Source organism: uncultured Gemmiger sp. (assembly GCA_944388105.1).
Lineage (GTDB): Bacteria > Bacillota > Clostridia > Oscillospirales > Ruminococcaceae > Gemmiger.
In genome coordinates this window covers 24,478-39,535 of record CALXHN010000013.1, presented here as the reverse complement: position 1 = coordinate 39,535, position 15,058 = coordinate 24,478, and the positions used below count along the sequence as shown (strand labels likewise).

Here is a 15,058-nt window from a genome sequence, read left to right as displayed (position 1 = left end):
GCGAAGCGGGGGTTGTCGGTCTTCTTGGCCAGACCTTCCACAGCCTGGTCGTTCAGGCCCAGGTTCAGGATGGTGTCCATCATGCCAGGCATGGACATACGGGCGCCGGAACGGACGGAAACCAGCAGGGGGTTCTCAATGTCGCCGAACTTCTTGCCGGTCTGCTCTTCCAGGATACCCATGTACTTGAAGATGTCGGCGCGGATCTCTTCGTTGATCTCGCGGTGATCGGCATAATACTGGGTGCAGGCTTCGGTGGTGATGGTGAAGCCCTGGGGAACCGGCATGCCGGCGTGGGTCATCTCGGCCAGACCGGCGCCCTTGCCACCCAGAATGTTCTTCATGGTGGTCTGGTCACCGCCGAAGGCGTCATGACCTTCTTTGAACAGGTAAAGGAACTTCTTGCTCATATCTTACCTCCATATGTACTACGGTTTCTTCCCGGCGCATACCCATGGCACACGCCTGCAAAGTCATGGACTTATTGCAAAGTCCATTATAACAGACCGAACTCCGAATTACCAGTAGATTGTTAAAAAAATGCGCAATGCTTTGACTGAAAAAGTGACGAAATTTTTGCGTGTTTCTCTTGCAATTTGCCCAAAAATGAGGTAAATTATAATGGGCGGAAAGTTCGAAAAAAGTTTTCCGCAGGGCTGTTCCCATGCCGCAAGCGAGGGTCAGTCTTACTTTTCATTTGCCGCGGCGTCTGCTATAATGGAAGCCGCGGAGCATTGTGCTGCCGCCGCGCCGCCTGCGGGCGGATTCGTTTGTGATTGCCTGTATGGCCGACATTTATAAGGAGGGCCTTTGTCATGGCTTCTGCAAGAGAAAACTATCTGGCTGCCAAGCAGCGGTTTGCCGAAACATTCCAGAAACACCTGGAAAACGGCGTCGAGTTCATCAGCGACGACGTATATATCGACCCGGAGGTGATCATTGCTCCCGGGGTCACCATTCTGCCCGGCTGCATCCTGCAGGGCAACACGGTCATTGAGTCTGGCTGCGTCATCGGCCCCAACACCCTTCTGGAAAACACAACGGTAGGACAGAACTCCACCGTCAACGCCAGCCAGTGCTATGACAGCGCCCTGGGACCCAATAACAAGATCGGTCCCTTTACCCATGTGCGCACCGGAACCCGGACAGGGGAGGGGGTCCACCTGGGAGCCTATGTGGAGACCAAGAATGCCGATTTTGCCGAGGGCAACACCGTCAGCCACCTGACCTACATCGGCGATGCCACCGTGGGCAAGTACTGCAACTTCGGCTGTGGCACCGTCACCTGCAACTATGACGGCGAGGACAAGTTCCACACCACCATCGGCGATTACTGCTTTATTGGCTGCAACACCAACCTGGTGGCACCGGTCACGGTGGGGGACCATGCCTTTACGGCAGCCGGTTCCACCATCGGCAGGGACGTGCCGGAAGGCGCGCTGGGTATCGAGCGCGCCAAACAGGCCAATGTGCCGTCCTGGGGCGAACGAAAGCTGCAGAAGTACATTGCCAAGAAGCAGAAGCTGGAAGCCGAAAAGAAAGGCTGAACCCGCCCTGTTCTTATTATAATGTTGCCGTGCGGCGGGATTCGCCGGGGCGTACCGGGTGTGGTGGCGAACCGCAGCCGGAAAAAACGGTATTATATCCAAAGGAGAAGAACCCTTCTTTATGTCATTTTTCAGCAACACTTCCGGGGCAGATTGGCTGATTGCCGGTCTGGGCAACCCGGAATCCAAATATGAAGGCACCCGCCACAACGCCGGATTTGCGGCCCTGGACTATCTGGCCGCACAGTGGAAATGCGATATTGCCAAATCCAAGTGGCAGGGGCTGTACGGTGTGACCACGGTGGGAGACCACAAGGTCATGCTGCTCAAACCTCTGACATATATGAACCTGAGCGGCCAGAGCATTGCCCCGGCGGCCCAGTTTTACAAGATCCCCCATGACCATGTGATCGTCCTGTGCGATGACATCACCCAGGAACCCGGTCACCTGCGCATCCGTGCCAGCGGCTCTGCCGGCGGGCATAACGGCCTGAAGAGCATCATCCAGAGCCTGGGCGGGGAGGACTTCCCCCGGGTGCGCATCGGCGTAGGTGCCAAGCCCCATCCCGAATATGATCTGGCCGCCTGGGTACTGGGCAAGTTTCCCCCGGAAGCGGCCAAGGCCATGACCGACCGTTATCCTGATATTGAAACCGCCTGCCGCCTGATCATGGATGGCAAGCTGGGCGAGGCCCAGAACCGCTGCAACCATTGACAGGCGGGCCGTGGGCACATACAACTCTGTTTTCCTGATCCTGGCCGCCGCCGTGGTGGCCGGGATTTTTGGGTATACGCCCATCGACGGCATCTGCCGCAGGATGGATTTCATATTTCTGAAAATGGGTTGCTTCTATGTTTTACGAACTTTTCCAGCAAACACAGGAACATAAAAAACTCATCAATGCGCTGTCCGGCAAGGGGGCCAGTGCGCTTTTCGGTCTGCCGGCCGCCGGCAGGGCCCAGGTGTACGCGGCCCTTTCCCGGGAACTGGACCGCCCGCTGTGTGTGGTCACCCCCGGCGAAGCCGAGGCCACCCGCTTTGCCGCCGACCTGAACACGCTAGGAGTGCCGGCCGCGGTGTTCCCGGCCCGGGACTATGTGCTGCGCCCCATTGAGGGGACCGCCCGGGAATACGAGTACCGCCGTCTGGCTGTGCTGGGCGACCTGGTGGGCGGCCGCCTGCAGGCCGTCTGCGTGCCTGTTGAGGGGCTGACCCAGTTCACCACCCCGAAAGAGGATTTCTGCCGCAATACCCGCACCCTGCGCCCCGGGGACACCCTTCCCCGGGAGGAACTGAACACCATGCTGCTGGATGCAGGCTATGTGCGCCGGGACCGGGTGGAAGGCCCGGGCCAGTTTTCCATCCGCGGGGATATCCTGGACCTGTACACGCCCGAGATGAAATCCCCCGTGCGTGTGGAATTCTGGGGGGATGAGATCGATACCATGAACAGCTTCGATCTGTCCACCCAGCGCCGGGATGAGCCGGTGGAAAAGATCTACCTCAGCCCCGCCCGGGAGGTGCTTTTCGGTGCCACGGCCCAGGCGGCCGAAGCCCTGCGCGCTTACTGGAAACGCCAGCGCGGAAAAAAACGCGCCGCCATGGAACAGGTCATGGCGCCCGATCTGGCCCAGCTGGATGCGGGGATCCTGCCGGTCTCCATGGACAAGTACCTGAATGTGCGGTATCCCCAGCCCGCCACGCTGCTGGATTATTTTGAGGACCCGCTGCTCTGCGTGGAGGAACCCGCCTCGGTGCGGGAGGCCGAACGCGCCGCCAACTATCGCCGGGGCGAGGAGTTTTCCGCCCTGTTTGAGGACGGCGTTCTTTGTGCGGGCCTGGATCACCTGTATGCCGATGCGGGCTGGCTGTGGAGCAGAACCGGACAATGCCGCACCCTGCTGGCCGAAAATTTTGCCCGCAGCATTCCGGACCAGCCCCTGAAGGAGATCATCAATGCACCCGCCCACAACCTGCCTTCCTGGAACGGGGAGGTGGCGGCTCTGTGGGAGGAGCTGGAACCCCTGCGCAGCCGCGGGTTTGGGGTCACCGTTCTGGCCGGTACCGCCCGCGCCGTGGCCGGTCTGGCCCAGGACCTGCGGGGAAGGGGATGCACGGTCTCCACCGACCCGGACACCCCGGCCGCTCCCGGCCTGGTGCAGGTGCTGCCCGGTCAGCTGTCTGCCGGATGTGAACTGCCTTTTGCCAAATATGCGCTGCTGACCGCCCGTGCCTTCGGCCAGAGCGGCACCGCAAAACGGAAAATCCGACGGAACAAGGATGCGCTGGACAGCCTCACCGATATCACCCCCGGTGACCTGGTGGTGCACCAGAACCACGGCATCGGCCGCTATGCGGGCATCCGGCGCATGGAGGTGCAGGGGGTCATCAAGGACTATCTGCGCATCGAGTACGCCAAGGGAGATGCCCTGTATGTGCCGGTCACCCAGCTGGACCTGCTCTCCCGGTATACGGCCCCCGGCGATGCGGAAAACGTCAAGCTCAACCGCCTGGGCGGCGGGGAATGGGCCAAGACCCGCAAAAAGGTGCGGGCCGCCACCGAAGCCATGGCCAAAGAACTCATTGAGCTCTATGCCCGACGCAAGCAGGCCCACGGCTATGCCTTCCCCTGTGACGACACTTGGCAGGGAGACTTTGAACAGCGCTTTGCCTACGATGAGACCCCCGACCAGCTGACCAGCACCGCCGAGATCAAACACGATATGGAACAGCCCTGGCCCATGGACCGGCTGCTCTGCGGCGACGTGGGCGTGGGCAAGACCGAGGTGGCCCTGCGGGCTGCCTTCAAGTGCGTTATGGGCGGCAAGCAATGTGCCATTCTGGCCCCCACCACCATCCTGGCCTGGCAGCATTTCAACACCGCCATGGCCCGCATGGAGGCGTTTCCCATCCGCATCGGCCTGCTCTCCCGCTACCGCAGCGCCCGGGAACAGAAGGAGACTCTGCGGGGACTCCGGGACGGCACCGTGGATATTGTGGTGGGCACCCACCGCCTGCTGTCCGACGACGTGAAATTCAAGGACCTGGGCCTGCTCATCATTGATGAAGAGCAGCGTTTCGGCGTCAAGCACAAGGAAAAACTCAAGGAAAACTTTGTGGGGGTGGACGTGCTCACCCTGTCCGCTACGCCCATTCCCCGCACCCTGAATATGGCCTTGTCCGGGATCCGGGATATGTCCACCATCGAGCAGCCGCCCATTGAGCGCCAGCCGGTGGAGACCTATGTGCTGGAATACGACGAAGGCATCCTTTCGGAAGCCATCCGCAAGGAGCTGGCCCGGGGCGGGCAGGTCTACTATCTGCACAACCGGGTGGACGACATCGAACAATGTGCCGCCCGGGTGGGCAAGATGGCGCCCGGGGCCCGCATCGGCATTGCCCACGGCAAGATGACCGAGGAACAGATCTCGGTGGTGTGGCGCCAGCTGCTGGACAACGAGATCGACATCCTGGTCTGCACCACCCTCATCGAAACCGGTGTGGACGTGCGCAACTGCAACACCCTGGTCATCGAGAATGCCGACCGCATGGGCCTTTCCCAGCTGTACCAGATCCGCGGCCGGGTGGGCCGTTCCTCCCGCAAGGCGTATGCCTACTTCACCTTCCGGCGGGATGCGGTTCTGACCGAAATCGCCGCCAAACGCCTTTCGGCCATCCGGGAATTCACCGCGTTCGGGTCCGGCTTCCGCATTGCCATGCGTGACCTGCAGATCCGGGGCGCCGGCAGCCTGCTGGGACACAGCCAGCACGGTCATATGGAAGCCGTGGGCTACGAACTGTATGTCAAGATGCTGAACCAGGCCATTGCCGCCGCCAAGGGGCGCCCTCCGGAACCGGACAAGAGCGATTGCCTGGTGGATGTGACCGCCGATGCCTACCTGCCCGAAACCTACATTCCCGATGCGGCAGGCCGCATCGAAGCGTACAAGCGCATTGCGGCCATCGAGGATGCCGCGGGGGCCGAGGACGTGCTGGACGAACTCATCGACCGCTACGGCGATCCGCCCAAGTGCGTGCAGAGCCTGGTGGATGTCTCGCTGGTGCGCGTCACCGCTGCCCGGGCAGGCATTGTGGAGATCGTACAAAAGGGCGACGATCTGATCCTGTACTCCGATGTGGTGGGACCGGCGCAGCTGGGCCCGCTGATGGACGCCATGCCGCACCGGGTCCTGTACAGTGCGGTGGGCCGGCCTTACGTCAGCCTGCATGTGCTGAAAGGGGAGGACCCTCTGGTCATTCTGCGGGACGGGGTAGCCCTTCTGCCCGGTGCCAAGGGATGAATATGCCGTTTTTGTGAAAGCTGAGCGTTCCAAAGTCCCTTTTGCTTGCAAAGAAGTCCAAAAAGCGGTATAATCACTTCATATATGCGCCGCGGAGCGCAAGCGAAAGGTATAAAGGAGCGTTTATCGTATATGAAGTCCTTACATGCAAGATTCCTCAGCCTGGGGCTGGCCCTGGCCATGCTGCTGGGCGTGACCGGCTGCACCATCAGCACCCCCGCCACGGTGGGCACCATCGGCGGTGTGGAGATCCCGGCCGGCATCTACCTGCTGGCGCAGTACAACGCCTATCAGACCGTCTCTGACCTGGCCGACCTGGCCACCGGAGAGACCGCCGACAACGTGAAGGCGGTGCTCAAGGCCGAATGCACCGGCACCATCGGGGATGAGGAAGTCACCACCGACGGCGCCGATTACCTCCAGCGCCTGACCCTGCGCAGCCTGCAGTATTATGCGGCGGTGGAGACCAAGTTTGCCGAGCTGGGCGCCACCCTGGAAGACGCCGCCACCTCCGAAGCAGCCGACACCGCTGCCTCCATGTGGGAATCCGACGGGGATGTGTACAAGGCCAACGGCATCAGTCAGGCCACCCTGGAACTGTATGAGCTGAACAGTGCCAAGGCCGACGCCTGCCTGGAACTGCTTTACGGTGCGAACGGCCAGACCCCGGTCACCGACGAAGACTACCTGGATTTCCTGAACAACGAATGCCGGTATGTGGATGTGGTGCAGCTGCCGCTGTATGATTCCGCCTCCTATGCCTTCGCGGACGAAGACCAGAGCACCCAGATCAAGGCCCTGGCGGAGGAATGCGCCGCCACCCTGAATGAATGGGCTACCTCCGAAAGTGGCCGCAGCGAGCGCTTCACCTCCATGTATGAAGCCGCCGACCAGTATGTGCCCCAGGCCATCGAAGCCCTGGGCGCCACGCCGGAATCCGGTATGGGCGCTTATTATGTGGGCAGCCAGCTGCTCACCCCCGATACCCTGAAGAGCTACGGCACCACCCTCACCGATGCCCTGGATGCAGCCGGCAAGGGCGTGTGGACCACCGTGGACCTGGGCATGAGCATCGGCGTCATGTGCGACGTGAATCCTCTGGATGCCGATACCCTGGAAAACTTCAAGACCAACTACGACCTGCTCAGCCTGCTCAAGAAAGAGGAGCTGGAAGCCCAGTTCTACGCCGACGGTGCGGCCATGGAACAGAACCTGGATACCTCGGCCATGAACACCTACAAGGCCTCGAAAATCAAGACAACCGCATAAAACAGCGGGGCACGCGCGAGCCAAAGCGCGCGCCCCGTTTTTTGTTTTTTGGGGAAGATTCGTTCTCAATTATACAGGAAGATCAAATCCAAAGGAGGGACCCTGATGACCAACTGGAAACTGCGTATGACCAGCCTGCTGCTGGCGGCCACCGTCTTTTGTGCGGCCCCGGTCCCAGCGCTGGCGGCTTCCGCCGACAGCGGCAAGGGAGGCTGGTTTCAAAACCTGCTGGAAGTCCCCGTGCTGGGGGACCTTGTCCGGCTGATCACCGGCGCCGAAAAGGAAGAGGGCACGGACGAGGCCGCCACCATGGAGAGCGCCACCGCGGAAACGGCCACCCCGGAGAACGCCAATCCCCTGCGGGTGACTCCGGAAACCGCCTGGACTTCCTTCCCCGCCTCCTGGATGCAGGGAAGTGTGCAGACCGGCGTGGGCTATCCGCCGGATACCGCCCAGGCACTCTCGGCAGAAACGCCGGCCGAAAGCACCGTGACGGTGCAGCAGTGGGCCAGCGTGGACCTGACGGCGGGGACAACCCTGCGTCCCGCCAACCGGGAAGAAACCAACTTCGGTGACCTTGCCGCAGACGCCGCTGCCAACGCTGCCGCAGCATGGCTGGGGCAGCAGACCGGCGAGGTCGCGGACGGTCTGCGCGGCCTGCCGGTGGCAGCACTGGTTGACGGCGCCAGCCTGACCGGCAATGTGGCGGCGGGAACAAGCCTCACTCAGGCCGCTGCCTGTGTGGACGAAAATACCGTTCTGGCTATGGTGCAGGTCTCCCCCAAAAAGCTGTATGAGATCCTCACCCTCGGTCTGCAGGACATGCACGACAGCACCGGCGAAAACTACGGCGGATTCTGGCAGGTCAGCGGCCTGCGGGGCGTCTACCAGACCAGTGACGACGAAGCCCGCTTTGTGGAAGTCTGGCTGACCGATGCCGGAAAGGCGGAAGGCGTCCGCCTGGACGGTCAGGATGAGCAGAGTTCGCTGCTGCTGGTCCTGCCCGCCGACATGCTGGATCGATGCGGTGTGAATGCGGAGGCAGGGTATACCGATTACCTGAGCAGTGCCTCCCTGACCCTGGCCGACGCCATCACCGCCCTGCCCCGGAATGTGAATGCCGAGACCCTGACGGCCATTCTGACCCGGGGCGGCAGTGTGGGACGCCTGCTGCCGGTCGGTGCCGGGACCTATGATGCGGTGGTGCAGCTGGGTGCGGCTTACGCCGGCAAACAGATCAGCTTCCTGCTGGACGGCACGGCCCGCACCGCGGCCACCGATGCCCAGGGCTGCCTGACCATTGCGGGGCTGACGGCCGGCTCGCATACCTTTGCCATGGCGGCAGGGGAGCCGGCCTACTACCTCAGCAACCTGACCTTTGTGGGCACGGCGGATGCCGGTTCCACCGCAGTGACGGTGGCCAACGTTCCCGCGGCCTGCGTGCAGGATCTGCCCGCCGCTACGCCTACGGCCAGTCCGGCACCGGCGGCGGCCACGCCCACCCCGCAGGTGGTCACGGTGACCAGCCCGGATGATCCCACCCCCACCCCGGTCCCCACGCCCACGGCGCCTCCGGCCACGGCGACCCCGGCCCCCACGGCCCGGGCCACGGCGGCCCCGGTACAGGACCCCACCGCCGGTCTGCTGGACACCACCCCCGCGCCGACCCTGGCCCCCACACCCACGCCCAGCCCCACGCCGGAACCCACCCCTGACCCCGAGACCCTGGAAAAGCAGGAGGAGATGCGCCAGACCAGCAGCATGCTGCCCCTGTATATCGGCATCGGTGTGGTGCTTGTCGGCGGTGTGACGGCGGCCGTCCTGGTCCTGCGCAGCCGTGCCCAGGACGGGGGACGCACCTATCGCCGCCGCAGAAAATAAGACCCGAAACGAAACGTAAAGAGACAGAGAGGACCCTATGACCCAAAAACGCCTGAAACACATCTTCCTTGAAACACTGGGCTGCTTTATCTCGGCCCTGGGCATGTACAGCTTTGCCGTGGCCGCACAGGTGCCCATCACCGGTGTGGCCGGTATCGGCGCCATCCTGTACCACCTGTTCGGCATGCCCATCGGTATCTCCAACATCCTGCTCAATATCCCCATCGTGCTGTTCTGCTATAAATTGCTGGGACGGGACTTCTTCCTGCGCAGCGTGTGGTGCATGATCATGTTTGCCGTCTTTTCCGACTGGGTGCTGCCCATGCTGCCGGTCTACACCGGGGACCGCATGCTGGCTGCCATCTGCGGCGGTGTTGTCAGCGGCATCGGAGATGCCCTGATCTACATGCAGAACTCCAGCACCGGCGGCATGGACTTCATCACCATGGCCATCAAGGTCAAGCATCCCCACATGCCCTTCGGCAACCTGACCTTCGGGGCGGCGCTTACGGTCATCCTGGCCAACGGGATCGTCTTCCGGGATGTGGATACCATCATCTACGGTCTGATCCTCAATTTCCTGACCTCCTACATCATCAACTGGATGATGTTCGGCTTCAATTCCTGTATGCTGGCCATGATCGTGACCGACAACGGCCCTGCCATCAGTGATGCCATCGTGCGCACCGTGGACCGCGGTTCCACCCTGCTCAAGGCCTACGGCGGCTACAAGGGCGATCCCCGGGATGTGGTGCTGTGCGCCTGCAGCAGCAAGCAGCTGTATGAGATCGAGCACGAGATCAAGAAGATCGACCCCAACAGCTTTACCATCATGCTTCAGGCCAACGAGGTCCAGGGCGAAGGCTTCCGCCGTCTGGTCCTGGGCAACACCGAGAAAAACGACCGCTGAGCCCGATTCATACATACAAAAAGACCCGTCCGACGCAGTGCAGACACTGCATGGGACGGGTCTTTTCCATGGAAAAATCAGGTGATCTTCAGGGCGCGCTGCACCCGGTACACGATGTACCGGAACAGTCCCACGATCAGGCTGAACTCCACCCAGATATAGTTGGGCAGGTTGCGCCAATGGAATTTCGGTTTGTTCAGTTTGGGCAGGGCCACCCGGGCCTCGGCAAATCCCTTGGCGTAGTCGCCCCCGAAGCCGCGAAGCCGGAACATGAATACCTTCAGAAGATATCCCAGCACCAGGGGGACAATGTTCAGCAGGATCATCAGGGCCGGCATGTTCTTGTAGGGCAGCAGAATGCTGTTCCGCCCGCTCTGGATGCTTTTGAAGGGATTGTAGCGCACCGCGCCGGTGGAAGCTCCGCAGATGTGGCGGCAGCGGGCCGTGGGACAAAAGACATTCTTGTACCCGAAATTGTTGGCGCGCCAGCTCAGATCCACATCCTCATAATAGGCAAAGAACAGCTCATCGAACACGCCGATCTTGTCCAGGATGGATTTGCGGTACAGGGCCGCTCCCCCGCAGGCGGAGAAGATCCGGCAAGGCTTTTGATACCGGCTGGCCTTCAGTCCGTCGCCCCGCTTGCAGGCAAAGCCCAGCAGGGTCACATAGTCACCGGCATCGTCGGCCAGTTCCGGTTCATAGTAGCGCAGCATCAGGCTGGAAACCGCAAAGATGCGGGGATCGGCGTCTGCCGTGCGGATCAGTTCGGCCAGCCAGTCCGGTTCCGCAAAAGCGTCGTTGTTGAACAGAACCATGTATTCGCCTTTCCCGATGGCAATGCCCTGGTTCACGGCGTGAGAAAAACCGGTGTTGGTCTTGTTTTCTATCAGGGTATAGTTGGGGCGGCCGCAATAACTGCGGGCAATTTCCAGACTCTCGTCAGTGGAGCCGTTGTCAATGATGATGAGCTCAAAGTCCTGCTCGGTCTGTGCCCAGACAGACTCAATGGAATCCCGCAGCCATCCGGCTCCATTGATGTTGGGAATGATGATACTCGCTTTCACCAAAGCACCTCTTGTCTCAGAAATAATAAGGATAATATACCATCCGGTAGGCCACGCTGCTCATAATGGCCGAAAAAACCAGTGCCGCCACCAGAAGCAGGGCCGAAAAGATCACCGTGCGGATCAGATAAGCCTGGGCCAGCCGGCGGCGTTCGGGACGCACCCGGTCACTGATGGACCAGATGAGCATGAAAATCAGGCCCACCAGGGGGATCGCAAACAAAATCAGGGAGCCGAAATAGCCGGCCAGACCCATGGGACTCCGGGGCTCCGCAGCAGGGGAATCATAGCGGGGGCCTTCCTTTGGCGGCTGGGGAGCAGCGCTCTCATAAAGGGGCGTGCGGACGGGCGGCGCGGACGGCCGGGGCGCGGGGGTGCCGCACCGGGGACAGACCGTCTCGTGGGCGGGCAGCAAAAGCCCGCAATGCTTGCAGAAAATCAGCACAGGACAGGATCTCCTTCCTCTTTTGTTACATCCGTGATGTCAGGGATTCAGCTGACGGTCCAGCTGGGTGGCCAGAATGATCTGGGTGTTGGTGGTCCCCAGCTGCTGCAGCTTGGTCAGCAGGTGCTCCAGCTCCTCAATGCCTGCACAGCTGACCTTGACCGTGAAATTATATACACCGGTCACCCGGTAACACTGCAGCACTTCCGGCTCGCTTTGCACCAGCGCCAGAAATTCGTCCCGGGCAGCAGGGGCTGTCTGGACCGAGACCAGGGCCTGGACCCGGTTGGGTTCGTCCGGCCGGTGCAGCAGCACGGTGTATCCGCCAATGACGCCCTCCTGTTCCAGACGATGGATACGGCTGGATACCGCGGGGCTGGTCAGGCTGATCTGCTGGGCGATTTCCTTGACCGGCATACGGGCATTTTTCTGCATCAATTGGATGATTTTGCGGTCCAGTTCGTCCATATATGACCTCCTTACGGCAACTTTTTGTTCAATGCGCACAAAAAAATAAAATGAAGAAAATAATGCTTGTGCAGAACAACAAAAGAGGAAAACGACTCCATTCGACCGTTGCCGCTGAATAAAGTAAAGCATTTCTGGCCTAATTATAATAAAATGAAAACAAAATTACAAGATGTTCGTTTGACAATTCAGCCGAAAACTGTATAATTATAACCATAACAAAGACATTCACTGACCTTTATATACTTTCCCACCCCTCTATGCACAAAGGCCCGCTTTCCAGCGGGCTTTTGTGTTATACGGGTTTTATGTGGTATAATGGATCCAAAGGGGGATCGTACCATGACACAAACTTTTGATCCGGCCGTCATCACGGCACAAAGCCGTCAGGCTGCCGAAGAACTGCTGGCAGCGGCCAAGCTGCGCCCGAGGGATATCTTTGTGGTGGGCTGTTCCAGCAGTGAGATCGTGGGCGGCCATATTGGCAAGGACAGCAGTATGGAAGCCGCTGCCGCGGTGCTGGCAGGCATTCTGCCGGTGGTGCAGGCGCAGGGGCTGTATCTGGCGGCCCAGTGCTGCGAACATCTGAACCGGGCCATTGTCCTGGAGCGGGCAGCGGCCGAAAAGTACGGCTATACCGAGGTCAACGCCATCCCGCAGCCTCATGCGGGCGGAAGCTGGGCCACCAACTGCTGGCAGAAATTCAGTGACCCCGTTCTGGTGGAAGAGGTCCGCGCCGGTGCCGGCATTGACATCGGCGGCACGCTCATCGGGATGCACCTGCGCCGCGTGGCGGTGCCGGTGCGGCTCAGCCTGAACCAGATCGGCTGTGCCAATATTTTGTGTGCACGCACCCGTCCGCCTTACATCGGCGGCTGTCGTGCGGTTTATCAGGAAAGGTGATCATGTTGCTTAGTCAGGAATATGTGGCCCGTATGGCCGAAAACGTTGCCCGCATCCGGGAAGAGATCAACCAGGCCGCCCGGGAGGCCGGACGTTACCCGGATGATATCCTTCTGTGCGCGGCCTGCAAGACCCGCACGGTGGAGGAAGTCCGTGCCAGTGCCGACCTGCCCATTGATGTGTTCGGCGAAAACCATGTCCAGGAACTGGTGGAAAAGTACGATGCCGGTGCCTATGGGGACAAGCTGGCCCACTTCATCGGCCATCTGCAGACCAACAAGGTCAACAAGGTGGTGGGGCGTGCAGCCCTGATCCAGAGTGTGGACAGTGTGCGCCTGCTGGACAAGATCGACCATGCCGCCCAGGCTGCCGGTGTCAAGCAGCAGATCCTGGTGGAGGTGAACATCGGCGGCGAAGCATCCAAGAGCGGCGTGGTAGGGGAGAAGGAGCTGTGGGACCTGCTGGACCAGGCCACCGCCCGGGACCATGTGGAACTGCGGGGCCTGATGGCCATTCCCCCGGCCGATGCCACCGAAAGCCAGACCCGCGCCTTTTTCTCCGATATGCGGGAACTGCTGAACCATGCCCGGGAACAGTACGGTGTGGGACTGACCATCCTGTCCATGGGCATGAGCGGCGACTTCATTGCCGCCATCAAGGAAGGTGCCACCATCGTGCGCATCGGTACAGCCATTTACGGCGCTCGGGATTATTCCAAATAAGTTTGTTCCGACAACACAACGGCCCGACCGGATAACCAGTTCCGGTCGGGCCGTTTTTTTATTCAATCTGAATGCCGCTGCTGTCCAGCAAAGCCACCACATCGGGAAAGCTGAACCGGGCCCCCTTCATCCGGTTGTCAGTGGGGTTGATGGCGTAAGCCTCCGCCATGCGGAAATCCGCTTTCTGCAGGTCGCACCGGGAAAAAGCGGTGCGGCCCAGGGGGACGCCATGGAATCCCGCCCCGGTGAGTTTGCAGTCGTCGAACACGCATTCCCGGAACTGGCAGGTGGAAAAATCGAACCCGGCCAGCGCCATGCCGGAAAATTCGTTGTACTGAAACACGCAGTTTTTCAGTCTGGCAAAGGGCTGCACCAGGGCGCTGCGCCCCTGCAGACCGCCCCAGGAGATGCCCCGGAAGGCGCAGCCTTCCATGACCGCATCCTTCATCAGGCAGAAGCTGAACACCACCGCCGAAAACTGGCACCGCAGGAACCGGCAGCCGGAGAAGGTGCAGTTCTGCACCCGCACCCCGTTCCAGCGGCAGCCCTCAAACGTACAGTCAATGAATTCGGTGTCCCGCAGTTCGGCACCGGGGTCAAAGGCGGACAGGACCTCACCCTGCCGCCGCAGCTTGGAAGCCATCAGAATTCCTCCTCGTGTTCCTTGAAAAAGTCATAGTAGGCCCGCACATTTTCCAGCTCGGTCCAGCGGCGGGGCCGGACCGGGTCGCTGTCCAGATCATACACCCGCGCTCCCGGCATGGCCAGCAGGAAGGGGGAGTGGGTGGCCAGCACGAACTGGCAGCCGTAAAAGCGGGCGGATTCCTGCAGGAATTGGGCCAGTTCCATCTGCCGCCGGGGCGAAAGGCTGTTTTCCGGTTCGTCCAGCAGGTACAAGGCCCCGTCCCGGATCTTCTGGGTGAAGAAGAGAAAGGCACTCTCCCCGTTGGAATGGGTGCGCACGTTGGGCATCACCCGCCGTCGGGCATACCGGGACTGGCTGGTGCGGCGGGCTTCGGCCACCTGTTTCAGCCGGTCGTAATCCTCCAGGCTGTGCATCTGGAATTGGGCATTGCGGGCTTCTTTGGCCTCGGCCAGCAGTTCATCCCGGCGCCGGTCCACCCCCTCGTTGATGGCCCGCATGTCCAGCATGGTGTCGAACACGTCGTCGCTGGTCAGGATGCAGCTGGCGTCTGGCAGGGGATGGAGCAGGTGCGGGGAGCACAGCTGACAGTAGGGCTTGAAAAAGCTGGTGCCGTTGAAAGGGGCGCCCCGGCGCAGGTGCAGCGTTTCGGCCATCACGTTCAGGGCGGTGGTCTTGCCCGACCCGTTGCCGCCGTACAGGATGGTGATGTCTGCCAGATCCAGAGCATGCAGACCCCGCTGGGGGAAGATCTGGAAGGGGTAGAAGGAATCGTAGCAGGTCCGCTGGAACCCGGCAAAGAACAGCCATTCCGCTTCTTCGGTGGCAAAATGGAAAGTGGAAAGATAGATCATGGCGCACCTCGCCTGCAAGATAAAAAGACCCGCGGCATGCCGGGGCA

14 protein-coding genes are annotated in these 15,058 nt (G+C 60.9%); 8 read left to right on the top strand and 6 right to left on the bottom strand.

The window, feature by feature from the left end; genetic code table 11:
- Positions 1-410 (bottom strand): PEP/pyruvate-binding domain-containing protein (locus Q0K17_RS02990; RefSeq protein WP_294539809.1); only part of this gene is annotated, 410 nt, incomplete at its 3' end.
- Positions 411-815: 405 nt separating this feature from the next.
- Here Q0K17_RS02990 and Q0K17_RS02985 point away from each other — a divergent pair.
- From Q0K17_RS02985 to Q0K17_RS02960, 6 genes are all read left to right on the top strand, one after another.
- Positions 816-1,547 (top strand): DapH/DapD/GlmU-related protein, encoded by a 732-nt coding sequence (locus tag Q0K17_RS02985; protein WP_294539806.1) that lies wholly within the window; start codon positions 816-818, stop codon positions 1,545-1,547.
- 121 nt (positions 1,548-1,668) lie between these two features.
- Complete coding sequence (pth, locus tag Q0K17_RS02980) at positions 1,669-2,262, top strand: aminoacyl-tRNA hydrolase (protein WP_294539803.1); 594 nt, start codon at positions 1,669-1,671, stop codon at positions 2,260-2,262.
- Between the two features lie 137 nt (positions 2,263-2,399).
- Positions 2,400-5,849, top strand: a complete 3,450-nt coding sequence (gene mfd / locus Q0K17_RS02975; RefSeq protein WP_294539800.1) for a transcription-repair coupling factor — start codon at positions 2,400-2,402, stop codon at positions 5,847-5,849.
- Positions 5,850-5,981: 132 nt separating this feature from the next.
- A complete protein-coding gene (locus tag Q0K17_RS02970) occupies positions 5,982-7,118 on the top strand; it encodes a hypothetical protein (protein ID WP_294539797.1) in 1,137 nt (378 codons plus the stop codon).
- A 105-nt stretch (positions 7,119-7,223) separates the two neighbouring features.
- On the top strand, positions 7,224-8,999 hold the full coding sequence (locus tag Q0K17_RS02965; protein ID WP_294539794.1) for a hypothetical protein: 1,776 nt from the start codon (positions 7,224-7,226) through the stop codon (positions 8,997-8,999).
- 37 nt (positions 9,000-9,036) lie between these two features.
- The gene (locus Q0K17_RS02960) at positions 9,037-9,909 is read left to right on the top strand and encodes a YitT family protein (protein WP_294539791.1); all 873 of its coding nucleotides are present in this window, start codon (positions 9,037-9,039) and stop codon (positions 9,907-9,909) included.
- Between the two features lie 77 nt (positions 9,910-9,986).
- Here Q0K17_RS02960 and Q0K17_RS02955 read toward each other — a convergent pair whose 3' ends face one another.
- From Q0K17_RS02955 to Q0K17_RS02945, 3 genes are read right to left on the bottom strand one after another with little or no spacing between them, the layout of a single operon-like run.
- Positions 9,987-10,976, bottom strand: coding sequence for a glycosyltransferase family 2 protein (locus Q0K17_RS02955; RefSeq protein ID WP_294539788.1), 990 nt, complete (start codon positions 10,974-10,976; stop codon positions 9,987-9,989).
- A 16-nt stretch (positions 10,977-10,992) separates the two neighbouring features.
- Entirely contained in the window at positions 10,993-11,421 is a 429-nt protein-coding gene (locus tag Q0K17_RS02950; protein WP_294539785.1) for a zinc ribbon domain-containing protein, read from the bottom strand.
- A gap of 39 nt (positions 11,422-11,460) precedes the next feature.
- The gene (locus Q0K17_RS02945) at positions 11,461-11,889 is read right to left on the bottom strand and encodes an Lrp/AsnC family transcriptional regulator (RefSeq protein WP_294539782.1); all 429 of its coding nucleotides are present in this window, start codon (positions 11,887-11,889) and stop codon (positions 11,461-11,463) included.
- Between the two features lie 342 nt (positions 11,890-12,231).
- Here Q0K17_RS02945 and Q0K17_RS02940 point away from each other — a divergent pair, with 342 nt between their 5' ends.
- Both Q0K17_RS02940 and Q0K17_RS02935 read left to right on the top strand, forming a co-directional pair.
- Positions 12,232-12,792: a TIGR01440 family protein gene (locus Q0K17_RS02940; protein WP_294539779.1), complete on the top strand. Its 561-nt coding sequence runs from the start codon at positions 12,232-12,234 to the stop codon at positions 12,790-12,792.
- 2 nt (positions 12,793-12,794) lie between these two features.
- A complete protein-coding gene (locus Q0K17_RS02935; protein ID WP_294539775.1) occupies positions 12,795-13,514 on the top strand; it encodes a YggS family pyridoxal phosphate-dependent enzyme in 720 nt (239 codons plus the stop codon).
- 58 nt (positions 13,515-13,572) lie between these two features.
- Here the strand turns inward: Q0K17_RS02935 and Q0K17_RS02930 are convergent, their stop codons facing one another.
- Positions 13,573-14,157: a pentapeptide repeat-containing protein gene (locus Q0K17_RS02930; protein WP_294539772.1), complete on the bottom strand. Its 585-nt coding sequence runs from the start codon at positions 14,155-14,157 to the stop codon at positions 13,573-13,575.
- Positions 14,157-15,011, bottom strand: a complete 855-nt coding sequence (locus Q0K17_RS02925; RefSeq protein ID WP_294539769.1) for an AAA family ATPase — start codon at positions 15,009-15,011, stop codon at positions 14,157-14,159. The genes Q0K17_RS02930 and Q0K17_RS02925 overlap by 1 nt, the downstream gene beginning before the upstream one ends.
- Positions 15,012-15,058: the final 47 nt, after the last annotated feature.

Bases quoted from the DNA above. Each gene is read 5' to 3' on its own strand.
- Q0K17_RS02985 (WP_294539806.1), top strand. From the start codon at position 816: ATGGCTTCTGCAAGAGAAAACTATCTGGCTGCCAAGCAGCGGTTTGCC.
- pth (WP_294539803.1), top strand. From the start codon at position 1,669: ATGTCATTTTTCAGCAACACTTCCGGGGCAGATTGGCTGATTGCCGGT.
- mfd (WP_294539800.1), top strand. From the start codon at position 2,400: ATGTTTTACGAACTTTTCCAGCAAACACAGGAACATAAAAAACTCATC.
- Q0K17_RS02970 (WP_294539797.1), top strand. From the start codon at position 5,982: ATGAAGTCCTTACATGCAAGATTCCTCAGCCTGGGGCTGGCCCTGGCC.
- Q0K17_RS02965 (WP_294539794.1), top strand. From the start codon at position 7,224: ATGACCAACTGGAAACTGCGTATGACCAGCCTGCTGCTGGCGGCCACC.
- Q0K17_RS02960 (WP_294539791.1), top strand. From the start codon at position 9,037: ATGACCCAAAAACGCCTGAAACACATCTTCCTTGAAACACTGGGCTGC.
- Q0K17_RS02945 (WP_294539782.1), bottom strand. From the start codon at position 11,889: ATGGACGAACTGGACCGCAAAATCATCCAATTGATGCAGAAAAATGCC.
- Q0K17_RS02940 (WP_294539779.1), top strand. From the start codon at position 12,232: ATGACACAAACTTTTGATCCGGCCGTCATCACGGCACAAAGCCGTCAG.
- Q0K17_RS02935 (WP_294539775.1), top strand. From the start codon at position 12,795: ATGTTGCTTAGTCAGGAATATGTGGCCCGTATGGCCGAAAACGTTGCC.
- Q0K17_RS02930 (WP_294539772.1), bottom strand. From the start codon at position 14,157: ATGGCTTCCAAGCTGCGGCGGCAGGGTGAGGTCCTGTCCGCCTTTGAC.
- Q0K17_RS02925 (WP_294539769.1), bottom strand. From the start codon at position 15,011: ATGATCTATCTTTCCACTTTCCATTTTGCCACCGAAGAAGCGGAATGG.